17 protein-coding genes are annotated in these 16,753 nt (G+C 37.7%); 8 read left to right on the top strand and 9 right to left on the bottom strand.

Features of this window, described 5'->3' with window-relative positions; all coding sequences use genetic code 11:
* Positions 1 to 25: 25 nt before the first annotated feature.
* Both dapA and AAY42_RS02435 read right to left on the bottom strand, forming a co-directional pair.
* Positions 26 to 916 (bottom strand): 4-hydroxy-tetrahydrodipicolinate synthase, encoded by an 891-nt coding sequence (gene dapA, locus AAY42_RS02440; protein WP_055392417.1) that lies wholly within the window; start codon positions 914 to 916, stop codon positions 26 to 28.
* A complete protein-coding gene (locus tag AAY42_RS02435; RefSeq protein ID WP_055392416.1) occupies positions 916 to 1,449 on the bottom strand; it encodes a DUF6913 domain-containing protein in 534 nt (177 codons plus the stop codon). The genes dapA and AAY42_RS02435 overlap by 1 nt, the downstream gene beginning before the upstream one ends.
* Before the next feature lie 62 nt (positions 1,450 to 1,511).
* On the opposite strand from AAY42_RS02435, the gene AAY42_RS02430 reads away from it, so the two are divergent.
* From AAY42_RS02430 to AAY42_RS02420, 3 genes are all read left to right on the top strand, one after another.
* Positions 1,512 to 2,279: a 5'-nucleotidase C-terminal domain-containing protein gene (locus AAY42_RS02430; RefSeq protein WP_245625577.1), complete on the top strand. Its 768-nt coding sequence runs from the start codon at positions 1,512 to 1,514 to the stop codon at positions 2,277 to 2,279.
* Complete coding sequence (locus AAY42_RS02425; RefSeq protein WP_055392414.1) at positions 2,280 to 3,191, top strand: metallophosphatase; 912 nt, start codon at positions 2,280 to 2,282, stop codon at positions 3,189 to 3,191.
* A gap of 181 nt (positions 3,192 to 3,372) precedes the next feature.
* Positions 3,373 to 4,884, top strand: coding sequence for a ComEC/Rec2 family competence protein (locus AAY42_RS02420; protein WP_055392413.1), 1,512 nt, complete (start codon positions 3,373 to 3,375; stop codon positions 4,882 to 4,884).
* Between the two features lie 95 nt (positions 4,885 to 4,979).
* Here the strand turns inward: AAY42_RS02420 and AAY42_RS02415 are convergent, their stop codons facing one another.
* A complete protein-coding gene (locus AAY42_RS02415) occupies positions 4,980 to 6,686 on the bottom strand; it encodes a BspA family leucine-rich repeat surface protein (RefSeq protein WP_082433301.1) in 1,707 nt (568 codons plus the stop codon).
* A gap of 177 nt (positions 6,687 to 6,863) precedes the next feature.
* A complete protein-coding gene (locus AAY42_RS02410; protein WP_055392411.1) occupies positions 6,864 to 7,166 on the bottom strand; it encodes a hypothetical protein in 303 nt (100 codons plus the stop codon).
* Positions 7,167 to 7,281: 115 nt separating this feature from the next.
* On the opposite strand from AAY42_RS02410, the gene AAY42_RS02405 reads away from it, so the two are divergent.
* Positions 7,282 to 9,177, top strand: a complete 1,896-nt coding sequence (locus tag AAY42_RS02405; protein ID WP_055392410.1) for an OmpA family protein — start codon at positions 7,282 to 7,284, stop codon at positions 9,175 to 9,177.
* 35 nt (positions 9,178 to 9,212) lie between these two features.
* On the opposite strand, the gene AAY42_RS02400 is transcribed toward AAY42_RS02405, so the two are convergent.
* The 4 genes from AAY42_RS02400 to AAY42_RS02385 are packed head-to-tail and all read right to left on the bottom strand — an operon-like array spanning position 9,213 to position 13,132.
* Positions 9,213 to 9,794: a M23 family metallopeptidase gene (locus tag AAY42_RS02400; RefSeq protein ID WP_082433300.1), complete on the bottom strand. Its 582-nt coding sequence runs from the start codon at positions 9,792 to 9,794 to the stop codon at positions 9,213 to 9,215.
* The gene (ligA, locus tag AAY42_RS02395; protein WP_055392409.1) at positions 9,791 to 11,791 is read right to left on the bottom strand and encodes an NAD-dependent DNA ligase LigA; all 2,001 of its coding nucleotides are present in this window, start codon (positions 11,789 to 11,791) and stop codon (positions 9,791 to 9,793) included. Before ligA ends, AAY42_RS02400 begins: the two co-directional genes overlap by 4 nt.
* Entirely contained in the window at positions 11,788 to 12,645 is an 858-nt protein-coding gene (gene prmC / locus AAY42_RS02390; protein WP_055392408.1) for a peptide chain release factor N(5)-glutamine methyltransferase, read from the bottom strand. The genes ligA and prmC overlap by 4 nt, the downstream gene beginning before the upstream one ends.
* Before the next feature lies 1 nt (position 12,646).
* Positions 12,647 to 13,132, bottom strand: a complete 486-nt coding sequence (locus tag AAY42_RS02385) for a GNAT family N-acetyltransferase (protein ID WP_055392407.1) — start codon at positions 13,130 to 13,132, stop codon at positions 12,647 to 12,649.
* Between the two features lie 29 nt (positions 13,133 to 13,161).
* On the opposite strand from AAY42_RS02385, the gene ribD reads away from it, so the two are divergent.
* From ribD to AAY42_RS02365, 4 genes are read left to right on the top strand one after another with little or no spacing between them, the layout of a single operon-like run.
* Positions 13,162 to 14,214, top strand: a complete 1,053-nt coding sequence (ribD, locus tag AAY42_RS02380; protein ID WP_055392406.1) for a bifunctional diaminohydroxyphosphoribosylaminopyrimidine deaminase/5-amino-6-(5-phosphoribosylamino)uracil reductase RibD — start codon at positions 13,162 to 13,164, stop codon at positions 14,212 to 14,214.
* Positions 14,207 to 14,809, top strand: a complete 603-nt coding sequence (locus AAY42_RS02375) for an HAD family hydrolase (protein WP_055392405.1) — start codon at positions 14,207 to 14,209, stop codon at positions 14,807 to 14,809. Before ribD ends, AAY42_RS02375 begins: the two co-directional genes overlap by 8 nt.
* The gene (locus AAY42_RS02370; protein ID WP_055392404.1) at positions 14,809 to 15,672 is read left to right on the top strand and encodes a DMT family transporter; all 864 of its coding nucleotides are present in this window, start codon (positions 14,809 to 14,811) and stop codon (positions 15,670 to 15,672) included. Before AAY42_RS02375 ends, AAY42_RS02370 begins: the two co-directional genes overlap by 1 nt.
* Complete coding sequence (locus AAY42_RS02365) at positions 15,672 to 16,283, top strand: IMPACT family protein (protein WP_055392403.1); 612 nt, start codon at positions 15,672 to 15,674, stop codon at positions 16,281 to 16,283. The genes AAY42_RS02370 and AAY42_RS02365 overlap by 1 nt, the downstream gene beginning before the upstream one ends.
* On the opposite strand, the gene AAY42_RS02360 is transcribed toward AAY42_RS02365, so the two are convergent.
* The gene (locus AAY42_RS02360; protein ID WP_055392402.1) at positions 16,280 to 16,678 is read right to left on the bottom strand and encodes an acyl-CoA thioesterase; all 399 of its coding nucleotides are present in this window, start codon (positions 16,676 to 16,678) and stop codon (positions 16,280 to 16,282) included. The two genes, AAY42_RS02365 and AAY42_RS02360, sit on opposite strands and share 4 nt — an antisense overlap.
* Positions 16,679 to 16,753 lie beyond the last annotated feature (75 nt).

Genomic DNA, 16,753 nt, shown 5'->3' with positions numbered 1-16,753 from the left:
TGTTTTAGCGAACATTTAACTTACTTTAGGCATGGACCCTTACAAATGATTTCAGAAAGTGGGCAATCTTGTTTTTTAAGCCCGGTGTAGCTTCTACCAAAGGTAGCCTTACGATTCCTTTACAGAGTCCCAATGATTCAAACACACTTTTGATTCCAGCCGGGTTTCCCTCTTCAAAAATATAGTGCATAATGGGTAAAAGTGCTTGGTGTATTTGATAGGCTTCATCCGAATTACCTTCATTTCCCAAACGTATCATTTTGGAAAATTCATTGGGTAAAGCTTGCCCCAATACGGAAATCACACCAGAGCCTCCTGCCAGTACTGTTGGAAGGGCGGTAAAATCATCTCCTGAAATAACTAAAAAGTCTTCTGGTTTTTCCTTAATGATTTTATCAATCTGGACCATATCCCCTGATGCTTCCTTGATTGCCACAATATTTGGAATATCAAAAGCCAATCTAATTGTGGTTTCAGGCAAAATATTGCTTCCCGTCCTAGAGGGAACATTATAAAGAACAATAGGTTTTGGTGATGCTTTGGCAATCGCCCTAAAGTGCTGATAAATACCTTCTTGTGTTGGCTTGTTGTAGTAGGGAGAAACGGACAAAATCGCCGTAAATTCAGATAGATCAATCGTGTTCAAATCTTCAATTACCGTTTGGGTATTATTCCCTCCAACACCCAAAACCAAAGGAAGTCTTCCTGCATTTGCCCTAATAACCGTATCGATTACCAGCTGTTTATTATTCTTGGAAAGTGTAACAGACTCGCCAGTGGTTCCCAATACCACAAGATAATCCACACCACCTTGAATAGTATGCTCCACAACACGCTCCAATGCGTTTACATCTATAGAAAAATCATCATTGAACGGTGTTACCAAAGCAACTCCCGTACCCATCAACTGTTCCATTATAATTCTTTTAAAACCTTTAAATACTTTTTCAATTCACTTTTAAAAACCTTAAAATCCTTTAAGGGTGTATTTAAAATTAAATCATTGATTTTTGGATCCAAGGTTCCAAAACCTACTTTAAGTCTTGCCTTGGTTTTAACGGATAACAACTTCATCATCAAATTATCCTCTTCATAATAATTAATCAACATGTCATATTCCCGTCCTAAAAACTCCAATACATATCCATTTTCAATTACTCCTTTCCAACCTAAATCCTTGTCGGAAAAAATTTGAATGGCATACGGTGAGTTTTTGTCATATTCCCTTTTGTACCCAATAATCTTGATTGCGTTGGGTCTAAGGGAAAACTCATCAATTAGTTCATAAAACACCTCCGCACTTTGAAAATTATCAACATCAACAATACAGCCAATGCTTGTGATTCCCTTCTCTCTATTTACGACCGAAGAAGGCTTTTCTATCTCCTCTTGTAAATGTTTATGACCCGATTTAACTTTAAATTTATCCTGGAGCCCTCTTAAAAACATATTTTTTATGCATTTTTACAAAGGTAATTATTCTACCAAGACTACTTAACAAAGATAATAACGTGAGTATTTTAAAATTAAAACATTTTGTTACGTTTACAACTTTTTGTTTTTTGCTTTCCTGCAATCAGGATAAAAGCCAGCTTTCAAAAATTGAAGCCAATAAACTGACTGTGGACACTTCCTATAAAGAGGTAGATTCGATTACCACTTTTGTAGCTCCCTTTAAAAATAGAATTGATGAAGTTTTGGATAGCACATTAGCTTTTGCTCCAAAAGCTTTTTTATTGGATGATGGTGAACGCAACACCTCGATGGGCAACTTAATTGCGGATATTGTTTTTCAAGAGACCTATCCCGTTTTTAAGTCTAAAACAGGCAAAGAACTTGACTTTGCTGTGATGAATAGAGGGGGAATACGTTCAATTATTTCCAAAGGAAATGTAAGTGCGCGAAATGGATATGAAGTTATGCCCTTTGAAAACTATATTTCGGTTGTAGAGCTAAGTGGTAAAGCTGTAAGGGAGCTTGTTTCCTTTATAGTAGAAGCTGAACGTGTCCATCCCATTTCAGGTATGCAAATTGTTTTGGACAAAAAAGGAACACTTGAATCAGTTAGTGTAAATGATAGCCCTTTTGATGAGAATCGCAATTATTACGTAGCAACATCAGATTATTTGGTTCAAGGTGGTGCTAGTATTGGTTTTTTTAATGAAATAGTTTCAGTTACCGATACAGGATATCTCCTGCGAAACGCCATTATAAATCACCTGAAAAAAGTAGATACTTTAAAAGCAGAAGTTGACAATCGGTTTATTCAATTAAAATAAATGAAAAGAAGGGATTTTTTATCAAATACAACAGCGGCTTCAACTTTTATTGGTTTAGGCGGTCTTGGTCTTAATTCATGTGCAAATTTAGGTACTAAACACATTACTATTTTGCACACCAATGATGTGCATAGTCATATCGACCCTTTTCCCACTTCACATTCGCATTATGCCAACTTGGGTGGAATAGCACGAAGAGCCGCATTGGTTGACACGATAAGAAATGAAAATCCAAATACCTTGCTTTTTGATGCTGGCGATATTTTTCAAGGCACTCCCTACTTCAATTTTTATGGAGGAGAACTGGAGTTTAAGTTGATGAGCAAACTCAAATATGATGCTGCAACCATTGGAAACCATGATTTTGATAATGGTATTGATGGATTGTTGGCACAGGTTCCCAACGCAACATTCGAATTATTATCCGCTAACTATGACTTCTCAAACACCGTAATGGATGGTTTTGCAAAGCCCTATAAAATTTATCTAATCGACGGAATAAAGATTGGCGTGTACGGCATTGGTATTGCCTTGGATGGTCTGGTTACCAAAAGACTTTACAAGGAGACACAATACTTAAATCCATATGAAATAGCATTGGATATGGAACGTAACCTAAAAGAAGCTGAAAACTGTGATCTAATAATCTGCCTTTCTCATTTGGGGTACGATTATGAGAGACCTGAAAGGCCTTCTGATACCCAACTGGCACAGCGTACATATCAAACCAACTTAATTATTGGTGGTCATACCCATACCTTTTTGGACAAACCAGATGTTCGCACCAACAAAAATGGAGATTCCGTTTTAATAAATCAAGTCGGAGCGTTCGGCATAAATGTAGGTCGAATTGACTTTTACTTTGATGGCCAAAACAATACATCGGCAAATGGGGTCAGTATTTCAGTCTAAGGGTTTATCCACTGTATAATTTCTGCAAGTTTAAACTCCGGATTATGCATTTATAATCTAAATCCATTCATCCATACAAAATTTAACACCTACTTTACAACAGCCCTAAAGAGCCTATAAGAAAATTCCTATATTAAACATGAATTTTAAAATATGGTCGATAACCTCATTCTAAAAAATCATGCCGCAACTAAATACAACCCTATTCAATACCAATGGGTCAAGAAAATTTACCTACGCCGGTTTTCCCGATGCTAAAATTCTTAAAAGTGAGACCTCATCAAAATGGGAACAACACTTGCTTTTTGGAGATTACATTACAATTTTGGATACCGAAGTAGTAAATGACAGGGTATTGGTCAATTCGAGAAACAAAACAGGTTGGATTCGAATTGGAGACATTCAGAAGAACAGGGTCTTAGAAGTAAATTTTGTGGACATAGGTCAGGGAGATGGTTGTCATATGGTAACTCCAGATGATCAGCATTATTTAATAGATGCCGGAAAAGGTGATAATATGTACCGGTACTTATATTGGCGATTTAACCTTGATAAGAACGATAGTCTCCCGTTTAAGTTCAAAGCTATTGTTAGCCATCCAGACAATGATCATTATTTGGGCTTTGCCGATATCTTTAAGGAATCTGCAATTGAGTTTGATAAAATCTATCACAGTGGTATTGTCCAACGCCCCGTTGATGACACCAAAGGTTGGAATACGCAGTTGGGCGAGGTTAAGGAGCTTTCGGATGGTGAAGACTATCTACTGTCATTGGAACTTACCGATGCTAAAATGAAGGCAATCCTTAGTGACCCACAAAACTCTTCAGGTACGGGGTCACAATATCCAGAGACCATGGCCCTATCATTAACACAGCAACCACAACCAAATTTTGAAGCCCTGAACAACACTACAGGGTTCTTATTGGGCAGTGGCGGGGATAATGAACTTTCACTAAAAGTAATTGCACCTATAATTTCTCAAAAAGATGGAAAGCAAGTACTTCCCTTTTTAAAGGATAATGGAAAAACCAAAAATGGCCACTCCGTTTTACTGATGCTAAAATTCAATAAACTCAGGGTTATGCTGGGTGGTGATATCAATGAAGAAGCTGGAGAATACATCAATCATAAATTGGGTGCCAATGCTAAAATGGAGCTACAGGCAGATATCGCCAAAGCGTGTCATCACGGAAGTCATTTGTTCAGTTATGAGTTTTTGGAAAACATCAACGCTTTGGGAACCGTTATTTCCAGTGGTGATAACGAAAATTACAGTCATCCCAGACCAGATACCCTTGGTGCCATAGGAAAAACAGGATACAGCAAAAAACCATTGATTTTCAGTACCGAACTTGCACGTTCCAATAAAGATTTCTCCTCGACCACCATTCCAGAATTGGTGAAAAAATATCGAAAATGGGAAGAAGCTGAGAAAGCTTATGAAGACTTTAAGGCAAATTTTGTTGACACTCCAGCCAATCGGCAAATATTATCTGACCTTAAAGAGGATAAAGTAAAAAAGTATAAAGAAATCAACTCATACCTGACCCGTTACGGCATGATCAGTCTACGAAGTGATGGCGAGCAAATGATTGTTGCCCAAAAATTGGAAAAAGATGGTCGTGGAGGAAAATATGACATTTATAAGTTTAGGTTTGATACGCAAGAACAACGATTTGTAAGAAAGTAATATCCTGTTAAACAAAAAAAGACCAGCTTAAAGCTGGTCTTTTATATAATTTTTCTTGTATTATCTTTTTGGCATAATACGATTCAATACGCTTATTAAAAACAAACTTCTGCAAGACCATTGTCAGTAATAGTCCATCCTGAATTAATCAAATTATTATGTGCTTGACCCGCAGTACACAAATATTGAAGGCCTGCAGCGCCTAGATTTACATTGTTTGGTGGATTCTGAGCAGCCCAACCTATCAAAGTATCAGAGTAACTTTGAGGAGACATGCCACAATTATCCAACATGTAAAACATGAATAGCACATTGCCAATATTCCAACTACCAAGGCTTTGGTCAAAATCAGTTGCTCCATTGAACATAAATGACATATTTATAACATTTCTAGTATCCCAATTTTCAAGATTTTGATTGAAAGATGTAGCACTAAAGAACATAGCCCCGATATCCTCAACATTTGAAGTATCCCAATTTCCGATATCCTGATTAAATGAAGTTGCCACGGAGAACATCGTTGCCATATTGGTTACATTGGAAGTATTCCAACTTGTGCCATTCGCTTTTGTAGATATATCTTGATTGAAGGAGATTGCATCGTTGAACATAACTTCCATGTTGGTGACTTTGGAAGTGTTCCAATTCCCAATATCTTGGTTAAAGGTAGAAGCCCTGACAAACATAAAACTCATATCGGTAACCTCACCCGTATCCCAATTCCCTATGTCCTTATTAAAGGAAGAGGCCACAGCGAACATACCGCCCATATCTATCACTTTGCTGGTATCCCAACCCCCAATATCTTGGTTAAATTCCTCAGCACCACTGAACATTCCGCTCATATCTGTCACTTTACTGGTATTCCAACCTCCGATATTTTGGTTAAAGGATCTGGCACGGTTAAACATTATCGACATATCCTCAACTTGGGAAACATCCCAATCTCCAATTGCCCCATTGAACTTGTCGGCAGTGTCAAACATTCTGCTCATACTTTTCACCTTGCTTAAATCTGGCTTGTCCTCAGCATTGTATTCCAATAAGTTAAAACAGTAGCCAAATGCAGATGTAAAACTTTCCCATGCAATGGTACCCCATTGTTCAATTCCTATCAAAACTTGTCGGGATGCTACCAATTTGCTGTTCTCATCATTGTCAAATGGATAGTGCATTTGAATCGCTGGGAAATTACCGAGAATAGCCACGGTGTAGATACCTGCTTTTTCGTAGGTATGTGATGGGTGATCTGTTATTGCAGATAGTTCTTCCACGGTTCCATCACCCCAATCAATAGTAAAATCATAAGACAAGCCTGTATTTGTACCAATTACCAACTCAAAATCATCAGAAGGTATTCTCCATTTGGTGACGAAAGCATTGGGGTCCTCGGCCAATCTGTCTATTATTTTTGTCACTCTGATTCTCACACGGACTTCTGTGGTATTTCCATTGGCATCACTTACCACCACGGTCAATATATGTCGATGAGCAATATCAAAATCCAGGCTCTGTCCAGAAGCAAGGCGTAATTCGCCCGTTGGTGAAACTTCAAACAGGGTATTATCATCGTTCGTTATTTCAAAGAAAAGTTCATCCCCATCCGGGTCTTTGGCATCTACCCTGCCAATTAGTTGTGAGCTGGTGATATCCTCCGCAACAACAAACGTTGGGGTGATATTTGCAATAGTAGGTGCCTTATTTGTTGGGGTATGGTCAGGGATTTGGATTACAGCCTCTTTTGTACAAGCCACCAAAAGGAACCCAACGAGAGTTAATATGAATAGTTTCTTTTGATACATTTTCTCTACTTCTTAATTTTCAGAAGGTTAATTTCTTGAATTACCTCTTTATTAAGGAGCATGAATTGATGAACGCTTTATATGAGTTCGTAGATGATGGTTTTAGATTGAATCAAGAAAAGAAAGATTGACTTAGAAAAGGGAATGAAATTTGAAAAATTAAAGTGTTTTTCCCATTTAACTATTGATTTCAAACTCCACAAGCTCCTGTAGTTCTTCGGTTAAAGTTGATTTCGGGAAAAATTTGCCTGCCTGCCTGTACCAATAACCAGCATTCCATTCATCACCTTCCATGCGATGTAAATACGCATGTATTCGACTGCCCATTTCTGTATGCAGATCCTGTGCAATGTCATGAGAAGAATTCCAGTCTCCTTTTGCAGCCCACCAAAGCGATTGTAAGGCTAAAGGCCAATCTGCCATAGGTGCGTATGCTATCAAAGTATCCGTAAATTCTTGATATGTTCTTGGTACTGCCATTTTAAGTAGTTAAATCGTATTTGATTTATTTCTATGAAATCGATTTTATCCGCATTCTTGATTAAATTAGACCTTAACAAAATCTTTTTCAAGATAAATTTAGATAAAATCAGCAATGCGTCTAACTCACCTTTTCGTTTTTCTATTCTCTACGGTTTCATTTACTTCCGTGATTGCCCAAAATACCTTCGACATCGTATTTCCACGTACAGAGGTTGAAAGAAGTGCCAATTGTGCGCGTTGTTTACAGGTTTTCGCCCAAAAGCCTAAAGAAGTTAATTTTTCAATCCAAATGGATAAGACCAAAACACTTTACTTTCAGGTTAATGACAAAGAGTGGTTCAATATACTTTTTAAAAATGCTGGCGATGGCATTGCCGTGGATATTGTGGATAAAAATCGTTATGATTGTTCTGAATTAGCGCCTGAACCACAACAAATACGTGGAACACTTTTAAAACCGGTGTATGCCCCTGCCCTAAAAAAGACTTTAAAGATTACAGATGAAGACAGGTACCGTGTTAGAGTGGGTAAATTACCTGCTTCACTTTATAACAAGGAAGTGGAATTCAACATTCTATTTTTAAGTAACAAAACATTCTGTAGATATAACACCATCTTCAATTTGGAATCATACCAATGGGATTTATTGGATATGGGCATGTATTTGGATTCACTGACTTATAAAACCAAACACAATTCCAGAAATGAAGGAGAACAATACTCACTGAAGCAAAAGACACTCACTTTCACCATTCTGTTTGAAAAGAATAAGTCCAGCTATTCACAGGAGGACATTAAACCACTATATGATTCATTACGATTAACGGATTTCAACATCAAAAAAATCGATATTAAGGCATACGCTTCTGTGGAGGGCAATGCCGAACGCAATCTAAAACTGCAACAGGATCGTGCATCAAGTATTGTCCAGGCCATGCAAGCATTTCAAGAGCCTACTATTGAAACCAAAGTTTCAACCTCAGAAAACTGGGTAGAATTTTTAAATGATATTACCGAAACACCATATGCCTCTTTCAAGAACCTAAGCAAACTGGAAATAAAACAAAAGCTTGTAGGAGCTACTTCCCAAGAATTGGAAAAATATTTACGTAACCATCGTAAAGCGGTCATTCGATTAGACCTTGAACGTATAGATCAATATAAGGACATGAAGACCGAGGTCATTATCGATCTCTTTAATCAAGCGATTGGAAACGAAGATATTGATCAGGCTAAAATTTTACAGAATTCCATCTTTGAACGGTTGAAAGGTAAGGAGGCAGACCCCAATTTATTATCATCTATGGAAATACCTCGTCAGTTAAAATATGCTCCCTTTTTCAACAAAAATTCTGCTTTTCGCTATTTAAAGGATGAACGAAATCTTCTTATCGCCTATAAAGAGTTACAGGAGCTGGAAAAGCTAGCTCCCCAGGATAAAAGAATTAAATACAATATAGCAGCCCTAAAAATGAGGATTTGGCGCTATAATGTCGAGCCGGTTAAACAGGACAATTTCAAAACAGAACTCTTAAATCTTAAAAAGTACGGTATTCAACAAAAGCTTATAGACCGTATGTTGGTAAACTATCATATAATTAGAAGTGAGCTCTTTATGCGAGAACGTGATTATGCGAACAAAGACAAGTCAGTAGATTTTATTTTGAAAAACTATAAAAATATACCTATGCAGGATTACGATTATTTAAGCCTTGCACAATTTTTAACCTATTATGCGGATTTGGAGAATGCAGAACACCTTTTACAACCCAAAATGAAGACAGTTGATGTGAATGAAAATCTTCTTTTTTATTATTTGAACCTCACTTTGATAAATGAGGATATTATTCAAAATCCAGAGTACCGTACAATTATGCTTAACGCAATCAACCTCAACAAAGAAAGATTCTGCAGATTGTTTGATGAATCACATAAAGGTGGGGTAACTTTTCAATTATTGGAAGACTACTACCTGTATACTACTTACTGCGAAAATTGTGAAAACTAAAGCATGTTTAAATTTTTTGGGGTCATTTCACAAGACTATGGACGAAGCCAAGTATCTGGATTTAGATAAAACATTTTTTTCCAGCCTTGGACTGCATCCGAATCTTTTAAATGAACATATGGAAACGGCGTAGTTATGGCATAATGCAAATGATCCGGTTTTCCGACAGCATTCCCGGTATTGCCAACTGTTCCTAAAACGGAGCCTATTTTAACAGGTTTTAAAGGAAAAGTATCAATAGCATCCAAATGCGCATAGTAATGAAATCGCCATTTTGGTCCTAAAACCATCACGGATTTACCTCCCTTACCCCCTTCATGGGTATAGACTACAATACCATAGGTTGATGCTATTACCGGAGTTCCCTTTTCAGCAAAAATGTCAATTCCTTTATGAGTGACGGAACTACCCCAAGGGTAAGCCCAAAACGAGTTTTTATCCCAACTTTTGGTAGTTGCATCATCAACCGGAATCATCATTTGTTGGGGACATAAAAATCCAATCAAAAGTACAAGAAGGGGTAACCAGAACCATTTTTTAAAGTATCGATAGCGTACCAAAAAAGCAAAGCTTGTCAGCAAAAAATACCAAAAACGCCTTGTGGTATTGGTAATCATGAATCCAATTTGGATAAAAACTCTTGTTCAGAGATAATGGGTACACCAAGGCCTTCGGCTTTTGTTCTTTTGCTAGGGCCCATATTGGCACCAGCCACTAGAAAGCTAGTTTTGGACGATATGGAAGAAGCCACTTTACCACCATTGTCCTCTATCAATTTCTTCAATTCGGTGCGACCGATAGACTCAAACACACCAGATACCACAAAAGTCTGTCCTTTTAATGTATCGGACTGATTTTCCAACTGTTCTTCAGATAGTGAAAACTGTAACCCGTATGATTTTAATCGCTCAATAATTTCAATATTGGAAGGTTCTCCAAAAAACTGGACCACACTTTCGGCAATTCGCCCCCCTATCTCATCTACAGCAATTAATTCTTCTTCAGTTGCAGCAATCAGTCCATCAATATTTTTATAGGCCTTTGCTAATTTTTTGGCAACGGTTTCCCCAACATATCGAATGCCCAAACCGAACAAGACCCTCTCAAAAGGAATGGATTTGGATAAGGCAACACCATTTACCAGATTCTCAGCCGACTTTTCCGCCATCCGCTCTAGCGGTACTACCTGTTCTTTAGTCAAAGTGTACAAATCTGCATAATTGGCAATCAATCCTTCTTTAAAAAGTAATTCCACCGTTTCTCCGCCCAACCCCTCAATATCCATGGCCTTTCGTGATATAAAGTGTTGAATACGTCCAGTTATTTGGGTTGGACAACCGGTATCATTTGGGCAAAAGTGTTGTGCTTCACCTTCTTTCCGTACTAACTCTGTATTGCATTCGGGACAATGCTGAATATATATGGTTAGAACAGAATCTAAGGGGCGCTTGGTAAAATCCACCGCGATTATTTTTGGGATGATTTCTCCCCCCTTTTCAACAAAAACCGTATCCCCTACTCTAATATCAAGCTTTTCTATCTGATCGGCATTGTGCAAGGAAGCACGCTTTACGGTTGTGCCGGCCAACAAAACTGGTTCTAAATTGGCCACTGGGGTTATAGCCCCGGTTCTACCTACCTGATAGGTGATTTCATGTAATACCGTGGAAACCTGTTCCGCCTTAAATTTATAGGCCATTGCCCAACGTGGGGCTTTGGCGGTATATCCCAATTCTTCTTGATGTCTCAGACTATTGACCTTAACCACCACGCCATCAGTTTCGTAGGGCAAATCATGGCGCTTTTCATCCCAATATTCAACAAACTCCATGACCTCATCTGTTGTCTTGCACAGTTTTGCCACCTTTGGCACTTTAAAACCCCATGCCCGAGCCTTATCCAAAACTTCATATTGCGAAGTAATATCCAAGTTTTTACCTGTAATACTATATAGCAAGCATTCCAATGGACGTTGGGCAACCAAGGCACTGTCTTGTAGTTTTAAGCTTCCTGAAGCTGTGTTTCGTGGGTTCATGTAAGCTTCTTCGCCGTTTGCCAGTCGTTCTTGGTTCATTTTAGCAAAACCTTCCAAGGTTAAAATAATCTCGCCCCGTATGTCAAACTTAGGTGGGTAATCTCCTTTTAATTGTAACGGAACAGATTTTATGGTCTTAATGTTTGCGGTAACATCATCCCCTTGAAAACCATCACCTCGTGTAACTGCCTTAACCAATTTCCCTTCTTCGTAGGTCAGACTTATGGAAGCTCCGTCATATTTTAGCTCACAGGTGAATTCCACTTCAACATCACCTAGAATGCGTTGAATCCGCTTTTCCCAATCCTCCAAATCTTCCTTGGAATAGGAATTGTCCAAGGAGTACATTCGATGTTCATGTGTGATGGTCTGAAAATTCTTCGTTACCGTTCCGCCTACCCTTAGTGTGGGTGATGTTTCATCATAAAACTCAGGATAGGTTTCTTCTAATTTTTGAAGCTCTTTTAATTTTATGTCGAACTCATAATCAGAAATTGTAGGTTTATCCAATACATAATAACTATAATTATGAGTTCGGAGTTCTTCTCTGAGTGATTCTATATTTTGTTGGATATTCATGGTTTTATTCCTTTAAGCATTCGGTCATTTCCAAAGAGGTCCTTGCGAAGTTCAATTTCTGAAAAATTATGCGCTTCTAAAAGTGCTTTGGTCTCCTTTCCTAAGTATTGATTGATTTCTAAGTACAAGCGCCCATTTTTCATAAGGTGTTTTTCAGCAGATGTGGCAACTGCCCTGTAAAATAATAAGGCATCATTATCTGGTACAAAAAGTGCCAAATTAGGCTCATGTTCCTTTACATTATTCTTGATTTTGTTCTTCTCCAATTCCCTCACATAAGGGGGGTTGGAAACTATGATGTCAAACTTATGTTCAGGTTGGAGCTCGAGCTTCAATACATCCGCCATAAAGAAGTTTACCTTTACTTGATTTAATTCAGCGTTACTTTTTGCCACTTTCAATGCTTCTTTTGAAACGTCCATAGCATACACTTTGGCATTTGGCAGTTTTCTTGCCAGGGCAATGGCAATGCATCCACTTCCTGTTCCTACATCTAAAATATTTAGGTCTCGACTGCGCTCGACCTGATACTCATTCAAAATCCACTCCACCAATTCCTCCGTTTCGGGCCTTGGAATCAATACATGTTCATTGACTTTTAATTCCAAATCCATAAAGTAGGCAACTCCTAAAATATATTGCAAGGGTTTTTCCAACTTCAGTCCAGCCAAAGCTTCAAAAAGTGGCTGTTCCTCTTCTTTTGTAACGGTTAAATGGGGTTGTAATACCAAAACAAATCTATCCAGCTTCAAATAATGCTCAATCAACCTATAAAAAAAGGCATCCACTTCTTCTTTTGGATAGATGGTATCTAATTCTTCATGGAAAATGGTTTTTATTTCCTTAAGCATCATGCTAGAATGTTTTAAGCATCCAAACCGGACAAGAATAATGACCTGTGTTTCCCATTGGAGCGTCTATATATTCAAAACCATTCTTTTTGTAAAGCTTTTGGGCTGCTTTCATATAAGGCATTGTTTCCAGGTAGCATTGTTCAAAACCGTAGGATTTAGCTTTCTCCAAACACACCTTTATCATTTTAGCTCCCAATCCCCTACCTCTGGCCTGCGCTAACAAATACATTTTTTGCAATTCACACACATTGCCTTCATAATTATCCAATTGTGCAATCCCGGAACAACCAACAATTTGTCCCTCATCTTCAATAACAAAATAAGTGGCTTTGGGAATATTATAGGCTTCATACATATTATCCAAGGCCTTATCCGCATAAGCAGTGCCTACTTTGGGAACACCCATTTCCAGTAAAACTTTTCGAATCACTTTTGCTACAACTAGGTTGTCGTTCGGAGTGATTTCCCTAATTATGGCTTCACCCATATTGTATTTTATTGTTCTATTTTTGCGATGTGAATATACACGAAAAATATATGCTACGGTGCATTGAACTGGGCAAAAAAGGACTTGGAATTACGGCTCCAAATCCAATGGTGGGATGTGTAATTGTTCATGATCATAAAATTATTGGTGAAGGGTTTACAAGCCCATACGGTGGCTCCCACGCCGAGGTAAACGCCATCAATTCAGTGAAGAATACGGAACTGCTAAAAGAGGCCACTCTTTATGTTACTTTAGAACCTTGTTCCCATTTTGGAAAGACACCGCCTTGTGCAAATCTTATTGCGGAACATAAGATTTCTGAGGTCTTTATTAGCATACAAGACCCTCATGATAAAGTTGCTGGAAAAGGAATTGAAAAGTTAAGAGCGTCTGGTTGTAAGGTGACCATTGGAGTTCTTGAAAAAGAATGTCGCCTTCATCATAAGCGATTTTTAAGCTTCCAAGAAAAAAAACGCCCCTATATCATATTAAAATGGGCAGAAACAAAAGATGGTTTTATTGCTCCGGAAACCAAAATGCGAGAAAAGACTCCAGAACCTGTTTGGATAACAAATAAACACTCCAAGCAATTGGTTCATAAATGGCGTAGTGAGGAACAGGCAATTTTTGTGGGCACCAATACCGTGTTAGAAGATAATCCAAAGTTGACGGTTAGAAATTGGGAAGGAAAACATCCCATCAGGATTATTTTAGATAAAGATTTGAAGGTTCCGGTGGATTTTCATGTCTTGGATAGCAGTGTAAAAACAATTGTGCTTACCCAAATTAATGATTCATCAAAGCATTTTCAAGACGTTGATTATGAATTTATTGATTTCTCCTTACCTATAGCCCAACAAATTTGTTCGGTACTTTACAAACATTCCATAACCAGCTTGTTGATTGAAGGTGGGACAAAAACGCTTCAAACTTTTATTGATGTTGGTTTATGGGATGAAGCAAGAATATTTGAAGGGGCGATTACATTTGAAAATGGGGTTTCTGCACCGGAAATTTCAGGAAAGTTACTTGAATCAAAACAAATTTTAACGGATACCTTATCTATTTATTTAAATGATTAAAAACATTATTTTGGACTTTGGAGATATTTTTATCGACTTGGATAAATCGGCCACTCCAAAGGCTTTGCAAAAACTTGGCCTTGAAACACTTACGCCAGCATTGGAGGCTTTATTCAATGACTATGAAAAAGGCCTATTGAGCTCCTCCAAATTTCTTAGTGAACTGTCCAATTATATTCCAGGGGCAAATGAACAGGATTTGATGGTAGCATGGAATTGTATTTTACTGGATTTTCCGGATAGACGATTGGAATTCATTGAATCTTTGGCAAGAGAAAACCAATATCGACTGCTACTTTTAAGTAATACCAATGACATTCATATAGGATATGTGAAACAGAAAATGGGGATGGAAAAGTTTAATCGGTTTAAAAATTCATTCGATGTGTTTTATCTGTCCTATGAAATGGGGATGCGAAAACCAGATTCTGAAATCTTTGAGTTTGTTTTAAAAGAGAATGGTTTGACGGCCTCTGAAACTTTATTTGTGGATGATACCAAAGAAAACACCGATTCGGCCGCCAAGATTGGAATCAAGGTGTGGAATCTTCAGGTTGGAGAAGAAGATATTTCTCAATTAAAGTCGCATTTATAATGTTGAACCTTGTTCTCAGTGTTCTTTGCTCCAGCCTAATTTTTGTCATCTTTAAATTATTTGACGTCTATAAGGTACAGACTCTTTATGCCATCATCACCAATTATGTGGTTGCCTGTACGGTAGGGTTGATTCTTTATGAAAAGGAAATAGATTTTAACAAAATTATACACGAATCTTGGTTTTTGGGAACATTGGCATTAGGTATATTTTTTATCCTTGTCTTTAATCTTATGGCAAAAGCTTCTCAGGTTGCTGGGGTTTCCGTAGCATCCGTAGCCACAAAAATGTCATTGGTTATGCCGGTTATTTTTGGTGTGATTTTTTACAAAGAGGTATTATCACTATATCAGATCATTGGAATCTTATTGGCTTTGGCCGCCGTTTATTTTGCTTCCATGAAAGAAAAATCGATAGCGTTTTCAAAAAAGACCTTGCTACTTCCCGCACTGGTTTTTTTAGGTTCCGGGATTATAGATATTAGTGTAAGCTATTTTCAAGAAAATCATTTGGCCCAGCATGAAGTTGCAATTTTCTCTGCTATAGTTTTTGGCTTTGCCGCTTTAACTGGTTTGATTTTTATTGGTGTGAAATCCGTTAAAAAGCCTTTAAGAGTGAATATTAAAAATATTGTTGGTGGTATTGTTTTGGGAGTTCCCAACTACTTTTCCATATTCTTTTTGATACGGGCACTTCAAAATGAGGAGCTCGACAGCGCAGCTATCTTCACATTGAACAATGTTGCTATCGTAATGCTTTCCACACTTCTGGGAATTGCCATTTTCAAGGAAAAACTCAGCTTAAAAAATTGGGGTGGGATAGCTTTGGCCATTGTTAGTATCATGTTGGTTGCTTTATTCTGATGGAGGAAAAAGATTCATATAGAACCATTGAAGAACCCACTCCGGGAATACTTTATAAGGATAAGAAAAGTAAGTTTTTCGGATACGCATTTCCTATTTCCTCAGAAAACGAAGTTAAGCCCATAATTGAATCTTTGCGAAAGGAATATCATACCGCCAATCATGTATGTTATGCCTGGCAACTTGGCGTAACTCCTACCACATATAGGGCCAATGATGATGGAGAACCAAACAACTCGGCGGGAATGCCTATCTATGGTCAAATTCAATCTTTTGATGTGACAAATATTTTAATTGCAGTTGTTCGGATTTTTGGCGGCACCAAACTTGGTGTTGGAGGACTTATTCAAGCCTATCGTACCGCAGCTAAAATGGCTTTGGAAAATTCTTCCATTACCAAGAAAAGAATAGAATCCTATTTTCAGTTGGATTTCGATTATCCCGAAATGGACAAAGTGATGCGTGCAATCAAACAAAAGAATATTACCATTACTTCCCAAAAGATGGAATTGAAATGTTCTATTTCTATTTCAGTTAGAAAAAGTGAAGCGCCCCAAACACAACGGTTTTTTGAAGAGATGCAACGGGTAACTATTCAAAAGGAAAATTAAAACTCCAATTTATCCAGAATATACTCCGGACATTTAATAGGTCGGTTTGTTTGTTTGTCCATAAAGGCAAGTACCGTATTTGCTGTTGCCAATAACTCCTTGGCTTCGTTATAAATTTTATAGTCAAATTCAATCTTCACCATGGGTTGTTTTTTAATACAGGTTTCAACCGTAATCAAATCGTCATAAAGCGCTGATTTTTTGTAATCTATCTGTAAGGAAATTACTGGCAACATGATTCCATTTTCTTCCATCTTCCTATAACTGACTCCCAAGGCCCGTAACCATTCTATTCTGCCCAATTCCAAGTATTGCGCATAGTTTCCATGGTAAACCACGCCCATTTGGTCGGTTTCTCCATACCTGACCCTAAAAGAAAATGAATTTAATCGCATATATTAAATGAAAAATTATATATTTAAAGGCTTGGTTAACGTTGAGGAAACATGCGAAAAAAAAACAGAATATTC

Origin of the sequence: Flagellimonas eckloniae, assembly GCF_001413955.1 — a bacterium.
GTDB lineage: Bacteria > Bacteroidota > Bacteroidia > Flavobacteriales > Flavobacteriaceae > Flagellimonas > Flagellimonas eckloniae.
The sequence above is the reverse complement of the archived record's forward strand: the minus strand, read 5'-3'. Positions and strand labels throughout refer to the sequence as shown.

Coding starts and splice junctions, on each gene's coding strand:
- dapA (WP_055392417.1), bottom strand. CDS start 916: ATGGAACAGTTGATGGGTACGGGAGTTGCTTTGGTAACACCGTTCAAT.
- AAY42_RS02435 (WP_055392416.1), bottom strand. CDS start 1,449: ATGTTTTTAAGAGGGCTCCAGGATAAATTTAAAGTTAAATCGGGTCAT.
- AAY42_RS02425 (WP_055392414.1), top strand. CDS start 2,280: ATGAAAAGAAGGGATTTTTTATCAAATACAACAGCGGCTTCAACTTTT.
- AAY42_RS02420 (WP_055392413.1), top strand. CDS start 3,373: ATGCCGCAACTAAATACAACCCTATTCAATACCAATGGGTCAAGAAAA.
- AAY42_RS02415 (WP_082433301.1), bottom strand. CDS start 6,686: ATGTATCAAAAGAAACTATTCATATTAACTCTCGTTGGGTTCCTTTTG.
- AAY42_RS02410 (WP_055392411.1), bottom strand. CDS start 7,166: ATGGCAGTACCAAGAACATATCAAGAATTTACGGATACTTTGATAGCA.
- AAY42_RS02405 (WP_055392410.1), top strand. CDS start 7,282: ATGCGTCTAACTCACCTTTTCGTTTTTCTATTCTCTACGGTTTCATTT.
- AAY42_RS02400 (WP_082433300.1), bottom strand. CDS start 9,794: ATGATTACCAATACCACAAGGCGTTTTTGGTATTTTTTGCTGACAAGC.
- ligA (WP_055392409.1), bottom strand. CDS start 11,791: ATGAATATCCAACAAAATATAGAATCACTCAGAGAAGAACTCCGAACT.
- prmC (WP_055392408.1), bottom strand. CDS start 12,645: ATGATGCTTAAGGAAATAAAAACCATTTTCCATGAAGAATTAGATACC.
- AAY42_RS02385 (WP_055392407.1), bottom strand. CDS start 13,132: ATGGGTGAAGCCATAATTAGGGAAATCACTCCGAACGACAACCTAGTT.
- AAY42_RS02375 (WP_055392405.1), top strand. CDS start 14,207: ATGATTAAAAACATTATTTTGGACTTTGGAGATATTTTTATCGACTTG.
- AAY42_RS02370 (WP_055392404.1), top strand. CDS start 14,809: ATGTTGAACCTTGTTCTCAGTGTTCTTTGCTCCAGCCTAATTTTTGTC.
- AAY42_RS02365 (WP_055392403.1), top strand. CDS start 15,672: ATGGAGGAAAAAGATTCATATAGAACCATTGAAGAACCCACTCCGGGA.
- AAY42_RS02360 (WP_055392402.1), bottom strand. CDS start 16,678: ATGCGATTAAATTCATTTTCTTTTAGGGTCAGGTATGGAGAAACCGAC.